We start from the raw sequence: 15,745 nt of genomic DNA, 5'->3' as shown, positions 1-15,745 counted from the left end.
AAAAAGCCAGCCTGGAAAACCAGACTGGCTTTTATGCTTTCAAGCCGGTGTTACATCGCTTTTTTGGTCAACTCGATAACGCGCAGTTTGGCGATCGCTTTGGCCAGTTCCGCAGACGCCTGAGCGTAATCCACGTCGCCGTGAGAGCTCTTAATGTGCTCTTCCGCTTTGCGTTTCGCTTCCAGGGCTCGCGCTTGGTCGAGATCCTGGCCGCGGATGGCGGTGTCAGCCAGTACGGTTACGTTACCTGGCTGCACTTCCAACACACCGCCGGACAAGTAGATGAACTCTTCATGTCCGTGCTGCTTCACGATGCGAATCATACCAGGCTTAATGGCGGTGAGCAGCGGGGCGTGACCCGGGAAAATACCCAGCTCACCTTCGCTACCCGTTACCTGGATCTTTTCGACCAGACCGGAGAACATTTGGCTCTCCGCGCTGACGACATCCAGGTGATAAGTCATTGCCATGTCACCCTCCGATTAAGGCGTTAAAGTTTTTTAGCTTTCTCGACAGCTTCGTCGATAGTGCCAACCATGTAGAACGCCTGCTCTGGCAGATGGTCATACTCGCCGTCCATGATGCCTTTAAAGCCACGGATGGTATCTTTCAGCGAGACGAACTTGCCCGGAGAACCGGTGAAGACTTCTGCTACGAAGAATGGCTGAGACAGGAAGCGCTGAATCTTACGCGCACGTGCTACAACCAGTTTATCTTCTTCGGAAAGCTCATCCATACCCAGGATTGCGATGATGTCTTTCAATTCCTGGTAACGCTGCAGGATGGACTGAACGCCACGCGCGGTGTCGTAGTGTTCCTGGCCAACAACCAGTGGATCCAGCTGACGGCTGGTGGAATCCAGCGGGTCAACGGCTGGGTAGATACCCAGAGACGCGATCTGACGGCTCAGTACCACGGTTGCATCCAAGTGAGCAAAGGTGGTGGCTGGAGATGGGTCAGTCAAGTCATCCGCAGGTACGTATACCGCCTGAACGGAGGTGATAGAACCGGTTTTGGTTGAAGTGATACGTTCCTGAAGAACGCCCATCTCTTCGGCCAGAGTCGGCTGATAACCTACCGCAGAAGGCATACGACCCAGCAGTGCAGAAACTTCTGTACCGGCCAGGGTATAACGGTAGATGTTATCGACGAACAGCAGTACGTCACGACCTTCGTCACGGAATTTCTCAGCCATGGTCAGACCGGTCAGAGCAACGCGCAGACGGTTTCCCGGTGGCTCGTTCATCTGGCCGTAAACCAGGGATACTTTATCCAGTACGTTGGAATCGGTCATCTCGTGGTAGAAGTCGTTACCCTCACGAGTACGTTCACCCACGCCCGCAAATACGGAGTAACCGGAGTGTTCGATAGCGATGTTACGGATAAGCTCCATCATGTTTACAGTTTTGCCTACACCGGCACCACCGAACAGACCAACTTTACCACCCTTCGCGAACGGACAAATCAGGTCCATTACTTTGATGCCGGTTTCCAGCAGTTCCTGAGAGCTTGACAGCTCTTCATAGGAAGGTGCTGCACGGTGAATCGCCCAACGGTCTTCTTCACCGATTTCGCCTTTCATGTCGATAGGCTGGCCCAGTACGTTCATGATACGACCGAGCGTTGCTTTACCTACAGGGACTTCGATTGGGTGCTCGAGGTCTTTAACATCCAGACCACGACGCAGACCGTCGGAAGAACCCATGGCGATGGTACGGACGATACCACCACCGAGCTGCTGCTGAACTTCCAGCACCAGGCTCTCGTTACCATTCATAACCTCAAGAGCATCGTACACGCGCGGTACGGCATCCTGAGGGAATTCGACGTCAACCACGGCGCCGATTACCTGGACAATTTTTCCAGTAGCCATCTTGAATCCTCTACGAATTAACCTGGTTATACCGCGGATGCACCACCGACGATTTCGGTGAGTTCCTGAGTAATGCTGGCCTGACGAGCTTTGTTGTATACCAACTGCAGCTCTTTAATCAGGCTGCCGCCATTGTCGGTCGCGGCTTTCATCGCCACCATACGTGCGGCCTGCTCGCTGGCCAGGTTTTCTACCACGCCCTGATAAACCTGAGACTCGACGTAACGGCGCAGCAGGGTGTCCAGCAGCGCTTTCGGATCAGGTTCGTACAGGTAATCCCAGGATTTACGCTTCAGATCCTCGTCTTCTGATGCCGGCAGCGGCAGCAGTTGAGTAATGGTCGGAGCCTGAGACATGGTGTTAATAAATTTGTTGCTGACAACGTAAAGCTTGTCCAGACGGCCTTCATCATAGGCCTGCAACATCACTTTTACCGGGCCGATCAGTTCAGACAGGGAAGGGTTATCGCCCATACCTGTGACCTGAGCAACCACGTTACCGCCAACGGAATTAAAGAAAGACACGCCCTTGGAGCCGATCATCGCGAGTTCGCTCTGAACGCCTTTATCGGACCATGCTTTCATATCTGCCAGCAGCCTTTTGAACAAGTTAATGTTCAGACCACCACACAGACCACGGTCAGTGGACACCACCAGGTAGCCCACGCGTTTGACTTCGCGTTCTTCCAGGTAAGGGTGCTTATATTCCAGATTACCGGTGGCAAGGTGACCAATCACTTTGCGCATGGTATCAGCATAAGGACGGCTGGCTGCCATGCGTTCCTGCGATTTACGCATTTTGGACGCGGCGACCATTTCCATCGCTTTAGTGATCTTCTGCGTGTTCTGGACGCTTGCGATCTTACTACGTATCTCTTTTGCGCCGGCCATGAGCTTCTCCTCAATGCCTAACGGCCTGCCCTAGGACAGACCGTCAGACGTTACCAGGACTGGGTTGCTTTGAAGGAATCGAGGATGCCTTTCAGCTTGCCTTCGATTTCGTCGTTATAGCCACCGGTCTGGTTGATTTCTTGCATCAGCGGAGCGTGGTCACGGTCGACGTAAGCCAGCAGAGCGGCTTCGAAGCTACCGATTTTCGCCAGTTCCACATCTTCGAGGTAACCGCGTTCAGCCGCGAACAGAACCAGACCCTGCTGTGCTACAGACATTGGGGCATACTGTTTCTGTTTCAGCAGCTCGGTCACTTTCTGACCGTGGCTCAGCTGTTTACGGGTTGCTTCGTCCAGATCAGATGCGAACTGAGAGAACGCAGCCAGTTCACGATACTGTGCCAGAGCGGTACGGATACCACCGGACAGTTTCTTGATGATCTTGGTCTGAGCAGCACCGCCCACACGGGATACGGAGATACCTGGGTTAACAGCCGGACGAATACCGGAGTTAAACAGGTTGGTTTCCAGGAAGATCTGACCATCGGTAATCGAAATTACGTTAGTCGGAACGAACGCAGAAACGTCACCCGCCTGAGTCTCGATGATTGGCAGAGCAGTCAGGGAACCGGTTTTACCTTTAACTTCACCTTTGGTGAAGTTCTCAACGTATTCCGCGTTTACGCGGGATGCGCGCTCCAGCAGACGGGAGTGGAGGTAGAACACGTCGCCTGGGAATGCTTCACGTCCTGGTGGACGACGAAGCAGCAGGGAAACCTGACGGTAAGCAACAGCCTGTTTGGACAGGTCATCGTAAACGATCAGTGCATCTTCACCGCGGTCGCGGAAGTATTCGCCCATTGCGCAACCGGCATATGGCGCCAGGTATTGCAGTGCAGCAGATTCAGACGCGGTCGCAACAACAACGATGGTGTTGGCCAGAGCGTTATGCTCTTCCAGTTTACGCACCACGTTGGAAATGGTGGACGCTTTCTGGCCGATAGCCACGTACACACATTTGATGCCGGAATCGCGCTGGTTGATGATTGCATCGATCGCCATCGCGGTTTTACCGGTCTGACGGTCACCGATGATCAGCTCACGCTGGCCACGGCCGATTGGAATCATCGCATCAACAGATTTATAACCGGTCTGAACAGGCTGGTCGACAGACTGACGCTCGATTACGCCCGGTGCGATAACTTCGATTGGCGAGAAGCCATCGTTATCAACTGGACCTTTACCGTCAATCGGTGCACCCAGGGTGTTCACCACGCGGCCTAACATGCCACGGCCAACCGGCACTTCAAGAATACGGCCAGTACACTTAACCTTCATGCCTTCGGCGAGGTCAGCATACGGACCCATCACAACTGCACCTACGGAGTCGCGCTCCAGGTTCAGTGCGATAGCGTAACGGTTACCCGGCAGGGAAATCATCTCACCCTGCATACAATCGGCCAGGCCGTGGATGCGGATAACACCGTCGCTTACAGAAACAATAGTACCTTCGTTATGAGCCTCGCTCACAACATTGAACTGAGCAATGCGCTGCTTGATCAGTTCGCTGATTTCGGTGGAATTCAGTTGCATGCTCCAGTCCCCTTAAGACTGCAATACGTCTGCAAGGCGTTCAAGACGGCCGCGTACGCTACCATCAATGACCGTATCACCCGTGCGGATGATGACGCCTGCCATTACAGACTTATCGATTTTGCAATTCAGCTTAACTTTGCGTGACAGACGTTTTTCCATCGCGGCAGAGATTTTCGCGAGCTGTTCGTCACTCAGTGCCGTTGCGGAAGTCACTTCGACTTCTGCTGTCGCTTCACTCAGCGCGCGTAAATGCGCGAACTGCTCGAGAACATCCGGGAGCGCCTTAAGACGACCGTTTTCAGCCATAACCCGAATCAGGTTCTGGCCGCTGGCGTCCAGCTGCTCACCACAGATAGCGATAAACGCATCTGCGAGCGTTTCCGGCGCAAGCGCGCCAGAAAGTAACTCTGCCATGTGATCGTTTTTCGTGACCTCGGCGGCAAACGACAGCATATCCTGCCAGCTATCTACGCGTTGGTTTTCGACCGCAAAGTCAAAAGCTGCTTTGGCGTAGGGGCGAGCTACCGTTACAAATTCAGACATCAGCCCCTCCCTCCTTACAGTTCAGCGACAAGTTTATCCACGATGTCGCTGTTAGCAGCTTCATCCACGGAACGTTCGATGATCTTCTCGGCACCAGCAACAGCCAGAATCGCGACCTGCTTGCGAAGTTCTTCGCGAGCACGCTTACGCTCGGCGTCGATTTCAGCCTGCGCCTGAGCAACGATTTTGCTTCGTTCCTGTTCTGCTTCAACCTTCGCTTCGTCCATGATCTGAGAACGGCGTTTGTTAGCCTGTTCAATGATCACCTGGGCTTCCGCTTTGGCTTTTTTCAGCTGGTCGGTCGCGTTGGCCTGTGCAAGGTCCAAATCTTTTTTGGCACGTTCTGCGGAAGCCAAACCGTCAGAAATTTCTTTCTGACGCTTCTCGATGGCTGCCATTAATGGCGGCCATACATACTTCATGCAGAACCAGACAAAGAGAATAAACGCGATGGCCTGGCCGAGGATTGTTGCGTTCATGTTCACAGCACAATACCTCTTAAAAATTTAACGGCTACTTACTACGCGACAGCAAACATCACGTACAGACCCAGACCGACAGCGATCATCGGGATAGCATCCACCAGACCCATAACGATAAAGAACTGAGTACGCAGCAGAGGAATCAGATCCGGTTGACGCGCTGCGCCTTCCAGGAATTTACCTCCGAGGATGCCGATACCGATCGCAGCACCGATTGCCGCCAGACCCATCATCACAGCGGCAGCCATGTACAGCAGATCCATATTCAGGTTTTCCATGACAGTCTCCAGTTTGTTTCAGTTAAAACGTAGTAGTGTTGGTAAAGAATCAGTGCTCTTCAGACGCCATCGACAGATAGACGATCGTCAGAACCATGAAGATAAAGGCTTGCAGCGTAATAATCAGGATGTGGAAAATGGCCCAAGGCACATTCAGAATCCACTGTGACCACCACGGCAGAAGGCCCGCGATCAGAATGAAAATCAGCTCACCCGCATACATGTTGCCGAACAGTCGCAGACCGAGAGAAACCGGTTTAGACAGCAGGCTGACGCCTTCCAGGATCAAGTTGACCGGAATAAACGCCCAGTGATTGAACGGCTGCAGGGTAAGCTCTTTAACAAAGCCGCCAACGCCTTTCATTTTGATACTGTAGAAAATAATCAGGATAAACACGCCCAGCGCCATAGAGAGGGTGATGTTCACGTCCGCAGACGGCACCACGCGCAGAGCAGGCAGGCCAAAAATGTGCTCGCCGATGTAAGGAATAAGGTCGATTGGCAGCAAGTCCATCAGGTTCATCAGGAAGACCCAAACGAACACCGTTAGCGCCAGCGGCGCAATCAGCTTGCTTTTGCCATGGTACATGTCCTTCACGCTGCTATGGACAAAACCGATGATCAATTCGATAGCCGTCTGGAATTTCCCTGGTACACCGCTGGTTGCTCTTTTCGCAACACCGCGGAACATGGCAAGGAACAACAGACCCAGAACCACCGAGAAGAACATGGAGTCAATGTTGAGCGTCCAGAAGGTGGCCGGGGGGTTATGCGGATCCACCAGCGAGAAAGTACGCAGATCAAGCTGAAGGTTATTCAGATGATGACCTATGTATTCCTGCGGCGTCATATTTTCTGAAGCCATGATGCCTTTTACCCTTTGTTGTTGATTACAGCTGGCGCCAGAACTTGTACCACCAGCACCAAAACCCACGTCACTATCAGCGGCAAAAATACCACTTTAACAACCGCCAGCGCCACCGCCAGGAGGGCAAAGGTCAGCAACACCTTGAAGACTTCGCCGAAGGCGAAAGACCAGGCCACTCGGCCTTTGGCTGGTGTATGCGCCTGATGACGCCAGGCAAAAATCATAAACAATGCATTTGGCACGATAACCGCCAATCCTCCACACACTGCGGAGAAGCCCCAGAAGGGGTCTTTGAGGCAAAACAGCAATCCACTTGCCGTTACCGCCAGAAGCTGTATGAACAGAAGCTTACGAGCAACGTTTCTACTCAAGAGCGACAAAGACATCACGTTTTACTCCTGCTCCCTTCGAGGTATGCCGCGTGTCGTATAAAACGTTCTTTGACGCTCTGAGTCAAGCTTCAAAAAGCGGACAAATTATACGGTGACGCCCCATTAATTCAAACAATAAGTAGCGAAAAGGTGAATAAATGTTTAAATAATTTTCGGCCCGTCTATTTTTAGACATTTCACGAAAGTGTGAACAATCGGGCAAAACTGCAAACAACGCGAAAAACGGCGCATAAAAGCGTGCATTCGATCACAAAAAAAACATTCTCACGGCTATCGAAAATGCGCATAGAAAAAATTCATAGAATTCATCTTTCTGAATTCAATAACAAAAATAACAGACTCTTTTTAAAACAGCCCCATACACTGCGAAAACCTTTCATTGACATTTTTAATAAACATTTAACATTCAAATACGGTTAACCCTGCCGATTTTTAGCAGACTGATATTTTCGCGGTTGATTATTTTACCGGGCAAGCAAACAACGAAATGTGAATAAAATGCAAAAAAGCAGTGACCGTTGCGTTAAATGTAACTGAACGTATCACTGCTTTTACCACCCCGTTTTAACACTTTGCCGGTCGGTGAAACTTCACATTATTTGATAAAGATTAAACTTTTGTGGCCTTAATTTTCACCAGATGACGCTCACCTTCAAGTTGCGGAACCGTAAGCTGAACAATCTCTTCCACCGTGAATTCTGAAGGCAGCTGAGCAATCTCATCATCAGGCACCAGGCCCTTCAGGGCATAGAACCGTCCGTGCTCGCCTGGCAGGTGATGACACCAGCTCACCATATCGGTCAGGGATGCAAATGCGCGGCTGATAACACCGTCAAATGGCGGTTCCGCCGGGAACGCTTCCACACGGCTTTGCACAGGGGTAACGTTATCGAGCTTCAGCTCGTGCTGCACCTGACGCAAGAAGCGTACGCGCTTGCCGAGACTGTCCAGCAGCGTGAATTGCGCCTGCTGCAGGACAATCGCCAGCGGGATCCCCGGTAAACCCGGGCCGGTTCCTACATCGATGAAACGCGTTCCCTGCAAATGAGGTGCGACGATGATGCTGTCGAGAATATGACGCACCAGCATCTCGTTCGGATCGCGTACGGAAGTCAGGTTGTACGCTTTATTCCATTTGTGGAGCAGTTCGACGTAAGCCACCAGCTGTTGTTGCTGGTGATCGGACAACGAAATGCCTGCTTCTGCGAGCAGACGAGAGAGTTTGTTAAGCACGGTAAATACCTGTTGGCGATAATTTGCCGGATGGCGGTTTCGCCTTATCCGGCCTACATTGTAGGCCCGGCAAGCGCTGCGCCACCGGGCATTATTCGATGAATTAAGCGCTGCGGCGCAGCATGCCCTGCTTTTTAAGCCAGACCAGTAAAATGGAAATAGCTGCAGGGGTGACGCCAGAAATACGCGTCGCCTGACCAATGGAGGAAGGTTTATGATCGTTAAGCTTAGCGATCACTTCGTTAGACAGCCCTGAAACCTGGCGATAATCAAGTGTAGCAGGCAATATCGTGTTTTCATTGCGTTGCTGCTTCTCGATCTCATCCTGCTGACGGGCGATATAACCTTCGTATTTAACCTGAATCTCCACCTGCTCAGCAGCCTGTGGATCACCCAGACCCGGGGCAAACGGTGACAACTGAACCAGTTGTTCGTAAGTCATTTCCGGGCGGCGCAGCAGATCTTCTCCACTGGCTTCACGCGAAAGCGGCGCCGTCAGGTGAGCATTTACTTCTTCGGCAGATGCCGCCGTTGGGTTAACCCAGGACGTTTTCAGACGCTGACGCTCACGTTCGATGCATTCCAGCTTCTCGTTGTAACGCGCCCAGCGTTCATCATCCACCAGGCCCAACTCGCGACCCTGTTCGGTCAAGCGCAGATCGGCGTTGTCTTCACGCAGCATCAGACGATATTCCGCGCGGGAAGTGAACATGCGGTACGGTTCTTTGGTACCGAGTGTGCAGAGGTCGTCCACCAGCACGCCGAGGTAAGCTTGATCGCGACGTGGCGCCCAACCGTCTTTGTCCGCAGAACAGCGTGCGGCGTTAAGACCGGCCAACAGGCCTTGGGCGGCAGCTTCTTCGTAGCCGGTGGTGCCGTTGATTTGGCCAGCAAAGAACAGACCCTGGATGTATTTGCTTTCCAGCGTCGGCTTCAGGTCACGCGGATCGAAGAAATCATATTCAATGGCATAGCCAGGACGCACGATCTTCGCGTTTTCCATGCCGTGCATGGAACGGACGATCTGCATCTGCACGTCGAACGGCAGGCTGGTGGAGATGCCATTTGGGTAAATTTCGTTGGAGGTCAGCCCTTCCGGCTCCAGGAAAATCTGGTGCTGGTTGCGATCGGCAAAGCGCATGACTTTGTCTTCAATCGACGGGCAGTAACGTGGGCCAATCCCTTCGATGACGCCAGCGTACATCGGGCTGCGATCGAGGTTATTGCGGATAACGTCATGGGTTTTTTCGTTGGTATGCGTGATGTAACACGGTACCTGACGCGGATGCTGCGCCGCATTGCCCATGAACGAGAACACCGGCATCGGGTTATCGCCATGCTGCTGAGCCAGAACGCTGAAATCGATGGTGCGGGCGTCAATACGTGGCGGTGTACCGGTTTTCAGGCGGCTGACGCGCAGCGGCAGTTCACGCAGACGACGAGACAACGGGATGGATGGCGGATCGCCAGCACGGCCACCGCTGTAGTTATCCAGCCCAATGTGGATTTTGCCATCGAGGAATGTCCCGACGGTTAACACCACGGCTTTGGCACGGAACTTCAGGCCCATCTGAGTGACAGCGCCCACAACCCGATCGTTTTCGACGATCAGATCTTCAACCGCCTGCTGGAAGATCATCAGGTTTGGCTGATTTTCCAGAGCGGTGCGTACGGCCTGGCGATACAACACGCGATCGGCCTGAGCACGAGTGGCCCGAACGGCAGGGCCTTTGCTGGCGTTTAGTATCCTAAACTGGATACCCGCATGGTCGATAGCGTTGGCCATCAGCCCGCCGAGTGCATCCACTTCTTTTACCAGGTGTCCTTTCCCAATGCCGCCAATAGCCGGGTTACAGCTCATCTGTCCCAGTGTGTCGATATTGTGTGTCAACAGCAGGGTTTGCTGACCCATACGCGCTGCGGCCATTGCGGCCTCAGTGCCTGCATGACCCCCGCCAATGATGATGACGTCAAAAGGATCCTGATAAAACATGGTGGTCTGCCTCGCTTGAAAGCGGTTTGAAAAGTGATTGAAGCCCGGGCCGTGGATTCTACTCAACTTTGGCTGTCGGAGAAAGCACCTGGGATCCTGAGTATTTAATAGAAGATCTTTTATTTAGAGATCTGTTTTATTGTGATCTCTTATTAGGATCGCCATTTTCTGTGGATAAGGTGGATCCTACTTTTGAGATCATAGGCTTAAGAAGGATCATTGCCTGTGAATGATCGGTGATTCTGGTCCGTATAAGCTGGGATCAAAATGAAGGGTTATGCACAACTCAAAAACTAACCAAACCTTATGCTTGGGATAACTACCGGTTGATCAGTGCTTTTAACCAGAGTTATACACAAAAAAAACGCCGATCTTTACAAAAATCAGATCAAATTTATCCAGGATCCGAGCCAAATTTCAGCCGGATCTTCAGGAATGTCATGATCGAGGACGTTGACCTTGAGCGTTTCGCCGATCTGTTTGGCTCCGCAGGCGATCAGTTCGTTATCGATTTTGTCGATCGCCCCGCAGAAAGTGTCATATTCACGGCTGCCAATTCCGACCGAACCAAAACGTACGGTGGAGAGGTCAGGTTTCTCTTCCTTTATTGCTTCATATAAAGGAACAAGATTATCCGGGATGTCACCGGCACCGTGCGTAGAGCTGACCAGAAGCCAGATTCCACCTTTATTCAAGTCTTCAAGCAGGGGGCCATGCAGCGTTTCAGTGGAATAACCCGCGTCTTCCAGCTTTTCTGCCAGATGTTCCGCAACGTACTCGGCACCGCCAAGCGTACTACCACTGATCAGTGTAATGTCTGCCATGAAGTCCACCCCTTAATTCCTGAGTGGCATATTGTACGCTGTGTGTGAGCTGGGATCTACCTGTGGAAAGATGTGGGATTAAAATGCCCGATCACGGGCGGATGGTCCGCATAATCGGGTTCTGCAGGGAGATCAGAGTCTCGGTGGACTGAATTTCATCGATTGTTTGGATCTTGTTGATAAGTACCTGCTGGAGGGCGTCGATCGAGCGGCACATCACCTTAATAAAGATGCTGTAGTGACCGGTGGTGTAATACGCCTCGGTGACTTCGTCGAGGCTTTCGAGTCTCGCCAGTGCGGAGGGGTAATCTTTCGCGCTTTTGAGAATAATGCCGATAAAACAGCAGACATCGTAACCGAGTTGTTTTGGGTTCACATCGATGCGTGCGCCAGTGATGATCCCCGCCTGCTTCATTTTCTCGACTCGCACATGAATGGTGCCGGGGCTGACGCCAAATTGTTTGGCCAGTTCGGCATAGGCGGTACGCGCATTGGCCATTAACGCCTCTAGGATGCCGCGGTCGAGATTGTCGATCTGATAATTTTCCATTGGATTTTCTTATGATGTTTGACGATTCACTCTATTTTAGCGCTTCATTTTGACGAATCAAAACCAGAAGCGCCTTTTTGCTTGTTGATTATTGAATTCCCCCCGCATTCTGTTGCTTAATCAATGGCAACAGGACAGGAGTAAAAATAATGAAAACCGCTTACATCGCAAAACAACGCCAGATCAGTTTCGTAAAGTCCTATTTTTCTCGTGAGCTCGAAGACAGACTTGGACTCATTGAAGTTCAGGCGCCGATCTTAAGCCGTGTGGGCGATGGCACTCAGGACAACCTTTCTGGTTGCGAAAAAGCGGTACAGGTAAAAGTGAAAAACCTGCCAGACGCCCAGTTCGAGGTGGTTCACTCCCTCGCGAAGTGGAAGCGTCAGACGCTGGGACAACACGACTTCAGCGCGGGCGAAGGGCTCTACACGCACATGAAAGCCCTTCGCCCCGATGAGGACCGCCTCTCGGCTATCCATTCCGTCTACGTTGACCAGTGGGACTGGGAACGCGTGATGGGCGACGGCGAGCGCCACACCGGTACGCTAAAAGCGACGGTTGAAGCGATTTACGCCGGGATCAAAGCCACTGAGGCTGCAGTCAGCAAAGAATTTGGTTTGGCACCGTTCCTGCCAGAACAGATCCACTTTGTGCACAGCGAAGAATTATTGACCCGTTACCCGGGTCTGGATGCCAAAGGCCGTGAGCGCGCCATCGCCAAAGAGTTCGGCGCGGTGTTCCTGATGGGGATTGGCGGCAAATTGTCGGATGGGGCGCGCCATGATGTACGTGCCCCGGATTATGATGACTGGAGCACCCAGAGCGAAACCGGTCTGTCTGGCCTCAACGGCGACATTCTGGTGTGGAACCCGGTCCTGGAAGATGCGTTTGAGATCTCCTCAATGGGGATCCGCGTTGATGCTGAGGCGCTGAAACGTCAGTTAGCACTCACTGGGGATGACGATCGTCTGCAGCTCGAGTGGCACCAGGCGTTGCTCAAAGGTGAAATGCCGCAAACCGTTGGCGGTGGCATTGGCCAGTCTCGTTTGACCATGCTGCTGTTACAGCTACCGCACATCGGTCAGGTACAGTGTGGCGTCTGGCCACAGCAGGTTCGCGACAGCGTTTCTTCCCTGCTGTAATCAGCGTTTCCAGCGGCGCAGCAGTCGGCTGCGCAGCCCGGTGTCAAAGCGCCAGATGTGATCGAAGATGCGCATGATCCCGGGTTTCCCATGCTGCGACATCGCCACCGCGTGAAAGCGATGCAGATGTTTGCGCTGTAGTTCCCCTACCTTATTCACCACGTCGTCCGGCAGTCGCTGGGCGATGAAATCAGAAATGACCACCGCATCGGCATCGGTCCATTCCGGGCCCTGCATCCGTTCGATAATGGCGCGGAAACAGCTGGCGATATCGGTCCCACCGCGAAAGCGCTGGCTTAAAAAGCGGATCGCCTGTTCCAGGCCCTGCGGACCGGTCAGCTCGTAGCGCACCACTTCGCTGGCAAAAAGCATAATGAAACAGCGGCGATTGTCCGCCAGCGCGACGCGCATCAGCGCCAGGCAAAACGCCTTCGCACATTGTTCATTAAAGCCACCCATCGAACCCGACGTATCCACGCAGACGATAAACGGCCCGCGCGGCTGTTCATCGAAGTCCTGATGTACCACCGGGCGTTCGCTGATTTTTTCCCGCCACGCATCGCCGTGCAGTCGGTAAGTGAGCAATTGCTTCTCCACCAGCCGTCGGTAAAACTCATACTCGAGTTCAGTAATGCCGAGCGTTGCCAGTTCCGGTGGCAGCAGACGCAGAATGTCGTCGCTCTGTTGTAGGCCGTCGACCTGTTCGGGCACCGTGGCGGGTTCACGAACCAGCGTGCGAAAGGTTTCCATCGGTGAATCTTTTTTCGGTACCGATTTGGCCTCGCGTGAGCGCCCGAGCTGCTCCGCCAGCCGCATCAGCTCCGGCTGTTCACTGAGGAAATCGCCGTATCGGACAATTAACTGCCAGTCACCTCGCTTGAGCTGGCCTTCGCTCATGTCCCAAAGTCGTCCGGCTGAGTTGTCGTTTTCCACCAGCAGCGGCTCCAACTGACCACTGAGCGTCATGCGCTCCTGCACTTCGCTCAAAAGCTGTTCTCGCTCATCTTCCAGCAATTGTTGGTTCAGCGTGGTGGCCTGCACCACCAGACTCAGTCGCCAGCGCTGTAAAAACAGGGTGTGAAGCGCGGCGGTAAAGGTCGCGTTGTTGTCCACCAGCTGCTGGGCCTGGGCGGCAAACGGGGAATGGAGCTTCTGCAACAGGGTGAGGATTTGCGGCAGCTGAACGGTAAACTGCGTGGTGGATAACGTCTGGCTCTGCTGGAAAGCTGTTACCTCGTCGCTCAAATCCTGCGGGACCGGTGTCTCTTTCAGCCGGCCTTTCAGTGCTTCCCGCCAGCGGGGTATGTCCTGCGCGACTGCATTTTTCAGCCGCGGGAATTTTTCAAAGAATAACGCCAGCTGGGGGGACGCCAGCAGGGCGAGGATCATCTCTTCGATCATCCCTTCCTCGCTGACCGCCAGCATCACATTGAGCGTGTCGAGCGTGAGCATTACTGCCGCGCCTGTTTGATCTGCGCCCCGACGTCCTGGAGGCTGGCTTCAATTTTGCCTAACCAGTCACCGTGTATGAACAGGCATTTTTGCTGCTCGCTAAAGCGGGTGTGCTGCTGATGCCACTCGTCATCGAGCGCATCCAGCTGCTGTTTGATTTCCCCTGGCATGTTCTCTGGCGTAGCACTGCCCGGCAGGGCCAGACGCGAGCCTTGCAGGCTGACATCCCTAACCAGCAGATGCAAGCTGGTGTCCACCTCCAGATTCAGCACCTGGGCAAAGCCGATACCGTTGAGTTTGCCGCGAATTTCGCCGCCTTTCTCCAGCCAGTGGACAAGCGCGGGGCGTTCCAGGGTGACGTGAACCACGTTCATGTCATGCAGCTTTAGCGGCTGCTGTAACAGCAGCGTCAGCGTGGGGGCCTGCACCTCATCCGGCAGTTCGTAATGCGGCTTACGGCTGAACATGCCGCCCAGACGCGTGACTTTAAGCGCGGTTTTGTCGCTCTGTTGCTGCTGCAACTGCAGTCGACGCTGGGTTATCGACCCCAGTTTGGTGAGCATCGCCTGCTGCTGCCAGGCATGCCCGGTCATCAATATGTCGAGCTGTTGCTGCATCAGATTGCGGCTTTCGGCGTCATGCCACAGACAATCTTTGAGCAGGATAAGATCGATAGGCGCAATGGCGTCGCGTCCGCTGAAAAATGCGCAGGCCTGTAATAAACGGACCGCTTTTTTCCAGCGTCGATCGGAAACATACGGTGCGTTTGGCAACGTATCGAGCTGCTGGCGCAGCTGATAAACCAGCTCGAATACGCTGTCTGATAGCTTCACGCCGCCAATATCCACTTGCCACTGCCTGAACTCTTCGTCCGTCACCTGCAAACTTTCTGGCACCGGGTTGGCGCTTTCATCGTGCTGGTTGATAAGCAGCGAGCGGAAATTGCTTTTTTCCTGCACTTTGTCGAGCCACAGGCGAATCAGCATACGGTCATACAAGGCTTCGAGGCTGCTGTCAGCTTCCGGCAGTTCGTTAGACGCGGCCACCAGCAGGCGCATCGGGATTTTCTCTTCATGCGCGCCGTTGCGAAAGCTGCGTTCGTTGATGGCGGTCAGCAGGGTATTCAGAATGGCCGGGCCAGCTTTCCAGATTTCATCCAGAAACACGATTTCGGCCTCCGGCAGATAGCCTGTGGTTAAACGCTCATAGCGACCTTCATCTTTTAACGCCTGAATCGACAGCGGGCCAAACACTTCTTCCGGGGTGGAGAAACGGGTCATCAGGTATTCAAAGGCGCGGGCATGTTGGAAGGCAAATTTAAGGCGGCGGGCGATAAGACTTTTAGCTATCCCCGGTGGACCGAGAAGAAACACGCTTTCGCCGCTCAGCGCGGCCAGCAGGCACAGGCGGATGGCGTGACTGCGCTCAAAAAGACCCTTTTCAAGGGACTGACTGAGTCGGGAAATTCTTTCTGCTAATAAGTGTGATTGCGCCATAATAGAGTGGTGTCCTTCCGCCATTTATCCAGCTATCAAGCGATTATAGCCGTTTGCAGGCGCCGGGTAATAGTGCGAGAAGCCGTCGGCATTTCTTTGAGCAAGGTTAACGAGGAGTCATTTTGGGGTACGAT

Annotated in this window: 16 protein-coding genes; 1 reads left to right on the top strand and 15 read right to left on the bottom strand. The window is 53.2% G+C overall.

What is annotated here, in order from left to right; translation table 11 throughout:
* Window positions 1-50: 50 nt before the first annotated feature.
* The 13 genes from A8O29_RS22480 to asnC all read right to left on the bottom strand — a co-directional run bounded on the left by A8O29_RS22480 (window position 51) and on the right by asnC (window position 11,521).
* On the bottom strand, window positions 51-470 hold the full coding sequence (locus A8O29_RS22480; protein ID WP_110512429.1) for a F0F1 ATP synthase subunit epsilon: 420 nt from the start codon (window positions 468-470) through the stop codon (window positions 51-53).
* A 20-nt stretch (window positions 471-490) separates the two neighbouring features.
* Entirely contained in the window at window positions 491-1,873 is a 1,383-nt protein-coding gene (gene atpD / locus A8O29_RS22475) for a F0F1 ATP synthase subunit beta (RefSeq protein ID WP_110512428.1), read from the bottom strand.
* A gap of 26 nt (window positions 1,874-1,899) precedes the next feature.
* Complete coding sequence (gene atpG, locus A8O29_RS22470) at window positions 1,900-2,763, bottom strand: F0F1 ATP synthase subunit gamma (protein ID WP_110512427.1); 864 nt, start codon at window positions 2,761-2,763, stop codon at window positions 1,900-1,902.
* A 50-nt stretch (window positions 2,764-2,813) separates the two neighbouring features.
* Entirely contained in the window at window positions 2,814-4,355 is a 1,542-nt protein-coding gene (atpA, locus tag A8O29_RS22465; protein ID WP_110512426.1) for a F0F1 ATP synthase subunit alpha, read from the bottom strand.
* Between the two features lie 12 nt (window positions 4,356-4,367).
* On the bottom strand, window positions 4,368-4,901 hold the full coding sequence (atpH, locus tag A8O29_RS22460; protein WP_110512425.1) for a F0F1 ATP synthase subunit delta: 534 nt from the start codon (window positions 4,899-4,901) through the stop codon (window positions 4,368-4,370).
* 14 nt (window positions 4,902-4,915) lie between these two features.
* On the bottom strand, window positions 4,916-5,386 hold the full coding sequence (gene atpF, locus A8O29_RS22455) for a F0F1 ATP synthase subunit B (RefSeq protein ID WP_110512424.1): 471 nt from the start codon (window positions 5,384-5,386) through the stop codon (window positions 4,916-4,918).
* A gap of 35 nt (window positions 5,387-5,421) precedes the next feature.
* A complete protein-coding gene (gene atpE, locus A8O29_RS22450; protein ID WP_000429386.1) occupies window positions 5,422-5,661 on the bottom strand; it encodes a F0F1 ATP synthase subunit C in 240 nt (79 codons plus the stop codon).
* Between the two features lie 49 nt (window positions 5,662-5,710).
* Window positions 5,711-6,526 carry a F0F1 ATP synthase subunit A gene (gene atpB / locus A8O29_RS22445; protein ID WP_110512423.1) on the bottom strand — a complete coding sequence of 272 codons (816 nt, stop codon included), beginning with the start codon at window positions 6,524-6,526 and terminating at the stop codon, window positions 5,711-5,713.
* An 8-nt stretch (window positions 6,527-6,534) separates the two neighbouring features.
* On the bottom strand, window positions 6,535-6,915 hold the full coding sequence (gene atpI / locus A8O29_RS22440) for a F0F1 ATP synthase subunit I (RefSeq protein WP_125353620.1): 381 nt from the start codon (window positions 6,913-6,915) through the stop codon (window positions 6,535-6,537).
* A gap of 615 nt (window positions 6,916-7,530) precedes the next feature.
* A complete protein-coding gene (rsmG, locus tag A8O29_RS22435) occupies window positions 7,531-8,154 on the bottom strand; it encodes a 16S rRNA (guanine(527)-N(7))-methyltransferase RsmG (protein ID WP_125353621.1) in 624 nt (207 codons plus the stop codon).
* 103 nt (window positions 8,155-8,257) lie between these two features.
* Window positions 8,258-10,147, bottom strand: coding sequence for a tRNA uridine-5-carboxymethylaminomethyl(34) synthesis enzyme MnmG (gene mnmG, locus A8O29_RS22430; RefSeq protein ID WP_125353622.1), 1,890 nt, complete (start codon window positions 10,145-10,147; stop codon window positions 8,258-8,260).
* A 383-nt stretch (window positions 10,148-10,530) separates the two neighbouring features.
* Window positions 10,531-10,971, bottom strand: coding sequence for an FMN-binding protein MioC (gene mioC, locus A8O29_RS22425; RefSeq protein ID WP_110512440.1), 441 nt, complete (start codon window positions 10,969-10,971; stop codon window positions 10,531-10,533).
* Between the two features lie 91 nt (window positions 10,972-11,062).
* Window positions 11,063-11,521 carry a transcriptional regulator AsnC gene (gene asnC, locus A8O29_RS22420; RefSeq protein ID WP_045853727.1) on the bottom strand — a complete coding sequence of 153 codons (459 nt, stop codon included), beginning with the start codon at window positions 11,519-11,521 and terminating at the stop codon, window positions 11,063-11,065.
* 149 nt (window positions 11,522-11,670) lie between these two features.
* Here asnC and asnA point away from each other — a divergent pair, with 149 nt between their 5' ends.
* The gene (asnA, locus tag A8O29_RS22415) at window positions 11,671-12,663 is read left to right on the top strand and encodes an aspartate--ammonia ligase (RefSeq protein ID WP_125353623.1); all 993 of its coding nucleotides are present in this window, start codon (window positions 11,671-11,673) and stop codon (window positions 12,661-12,663) included.
* Here asnA and viaA read toward each other — a convergent pair whose 3' ends face one another.
* Window positions 12,664-14,115 carry an ATPase RavA stimulator ViaA gene (gene viaA / locus A8O29_RS22410; RefSeq protein ID WP_125353624.1) on the bottom strand — a complete coding sequence of 484 codons (1,452 nt, stop codon included), beginning with the start codon at window positions 14,113-14,115 and terminating at the stop codon, window positions 12,664-12,666. It lies immediately after the preceding gene.
* Entirely contained in the window at window positions 14,115-15,611 is a 1,497-nt protein-coding gene (gene ravA / locus A8O29_RS22405) for an ATPase RavA (RefSeq protein WP_125353625.1), read from the bottom strand. Before ravA ends, viaA begins: the two co-directional genes overlap by 1 nt.
* Window positions 15,612-15,745: the final 134 nt, after the last annotated feature.

It is taken from the genome of Scandinavium goeteborgense (genome assembly GCF_003935895.2).
Classification (GTDB): domain Bacteria; phylum Pseudomonadota; class Gammaproteobacteria; order Enterobacterales; family Enterobacteriaceae; genus Scandinavium; species Scandinavium goeteborgense.
Note: the sequence above shows the minus strand (reverse complement) of the source record. Positions and strands in the feature narration are given on the sequence as shown.

Bases quoted from the DNA above. Each gene is read 5' to 3' on its own strand.
- ravA (WP_125353625.1), bottom strand. From the start codon at position 15,611: ATGGCGCAATCACACTTATTAGCAGAAAGAATTTCCCGACTCAGTCAG.
- atpH (WP_110512425.1), bottom strand. From the start codon at position 4,901: ATGTCTGAATTTGTAACGGTAGCTCGCCCCTACGCCAAAGCAGCTTTT.
- viaA (WP_125353624.1), bottom strand. From the start codon at position 14,115: ATGCTCACGCTCGACACGCTCAATGTGATGCTGGCGGTCAGCGAGGAA.
- atpA (WP_110512426.1), bottom strand. From the start codon at position 4,355: ATGCAACTGAATTCCACCGAAATCAGCGAACTGATCAAGCAGCGCATT.
- atpB (WP_110512423.1), bottom strand. From the start codon at position 6,526: ATGGCTTCAGAAAATATGACGCCGCAGGAATACATAGGTCATCATCTG.
- mnmG (WP_125353622.1), bottom strand. From the start codon at position 10,147: ATGTTTTATCAGGATCCTTTTGACGTCATCATCATTGGCGGGGGTCAT.
- asnC (WP_045853727.1), bottom strand. From the start codon at position 11,521: ATGGAAAATTATCAGATCGACAATCTCGACCGCGGCATCCTAGAGGCG.
- mioC (WP_110512440.1), bottom strand. From the start codon at position 10,971: ATGGCAGACATTACACTGATCAGTGGTAGTACGCTTGGCGGTGCCGAG.
- atpE (WP_000429386.1), bottom strand. From the start codon at position 5,661: ATGGAAAACCTGAATATGGATCTGCTGTACATGGCTGCCGCTGTGATG.
- A8O29_RS22480 (WP_110512429.1), bottom strand. From the start codon at position 470: ATGGCAATGACTTATCACCTGGATGTCGTCAGCGCGGAGAGCCAAATG.
- atpD (WP_110512428.1), bottom strand. From the start codon at position 1,873: ATGGCTACTGGAAAAATTGTCCAGGTAATCGGCGCCGTGGTTGACGTC.
- atpI (WP_125353620.1), bottom strand. From the start codon at position 6,915: ATGTCTTTGTCGCTCTTGAGTAGAAACGTTGCTCGTAAGCTTCTGTTC.
- asnA (WP_125353623.1), top strand. From the start codon at position 11,671: ATGAAAACCGCTTACATCGCAAAACAACGCCAGATCAGTTTCGTAAAG.
- atpG (WP_110512427.1), bottom strand. From the start codon at position 2,763: ATGGCCGGCGCAAAAGAGATACGTAGTAAGATCGCAAGCGTCCAGAAC.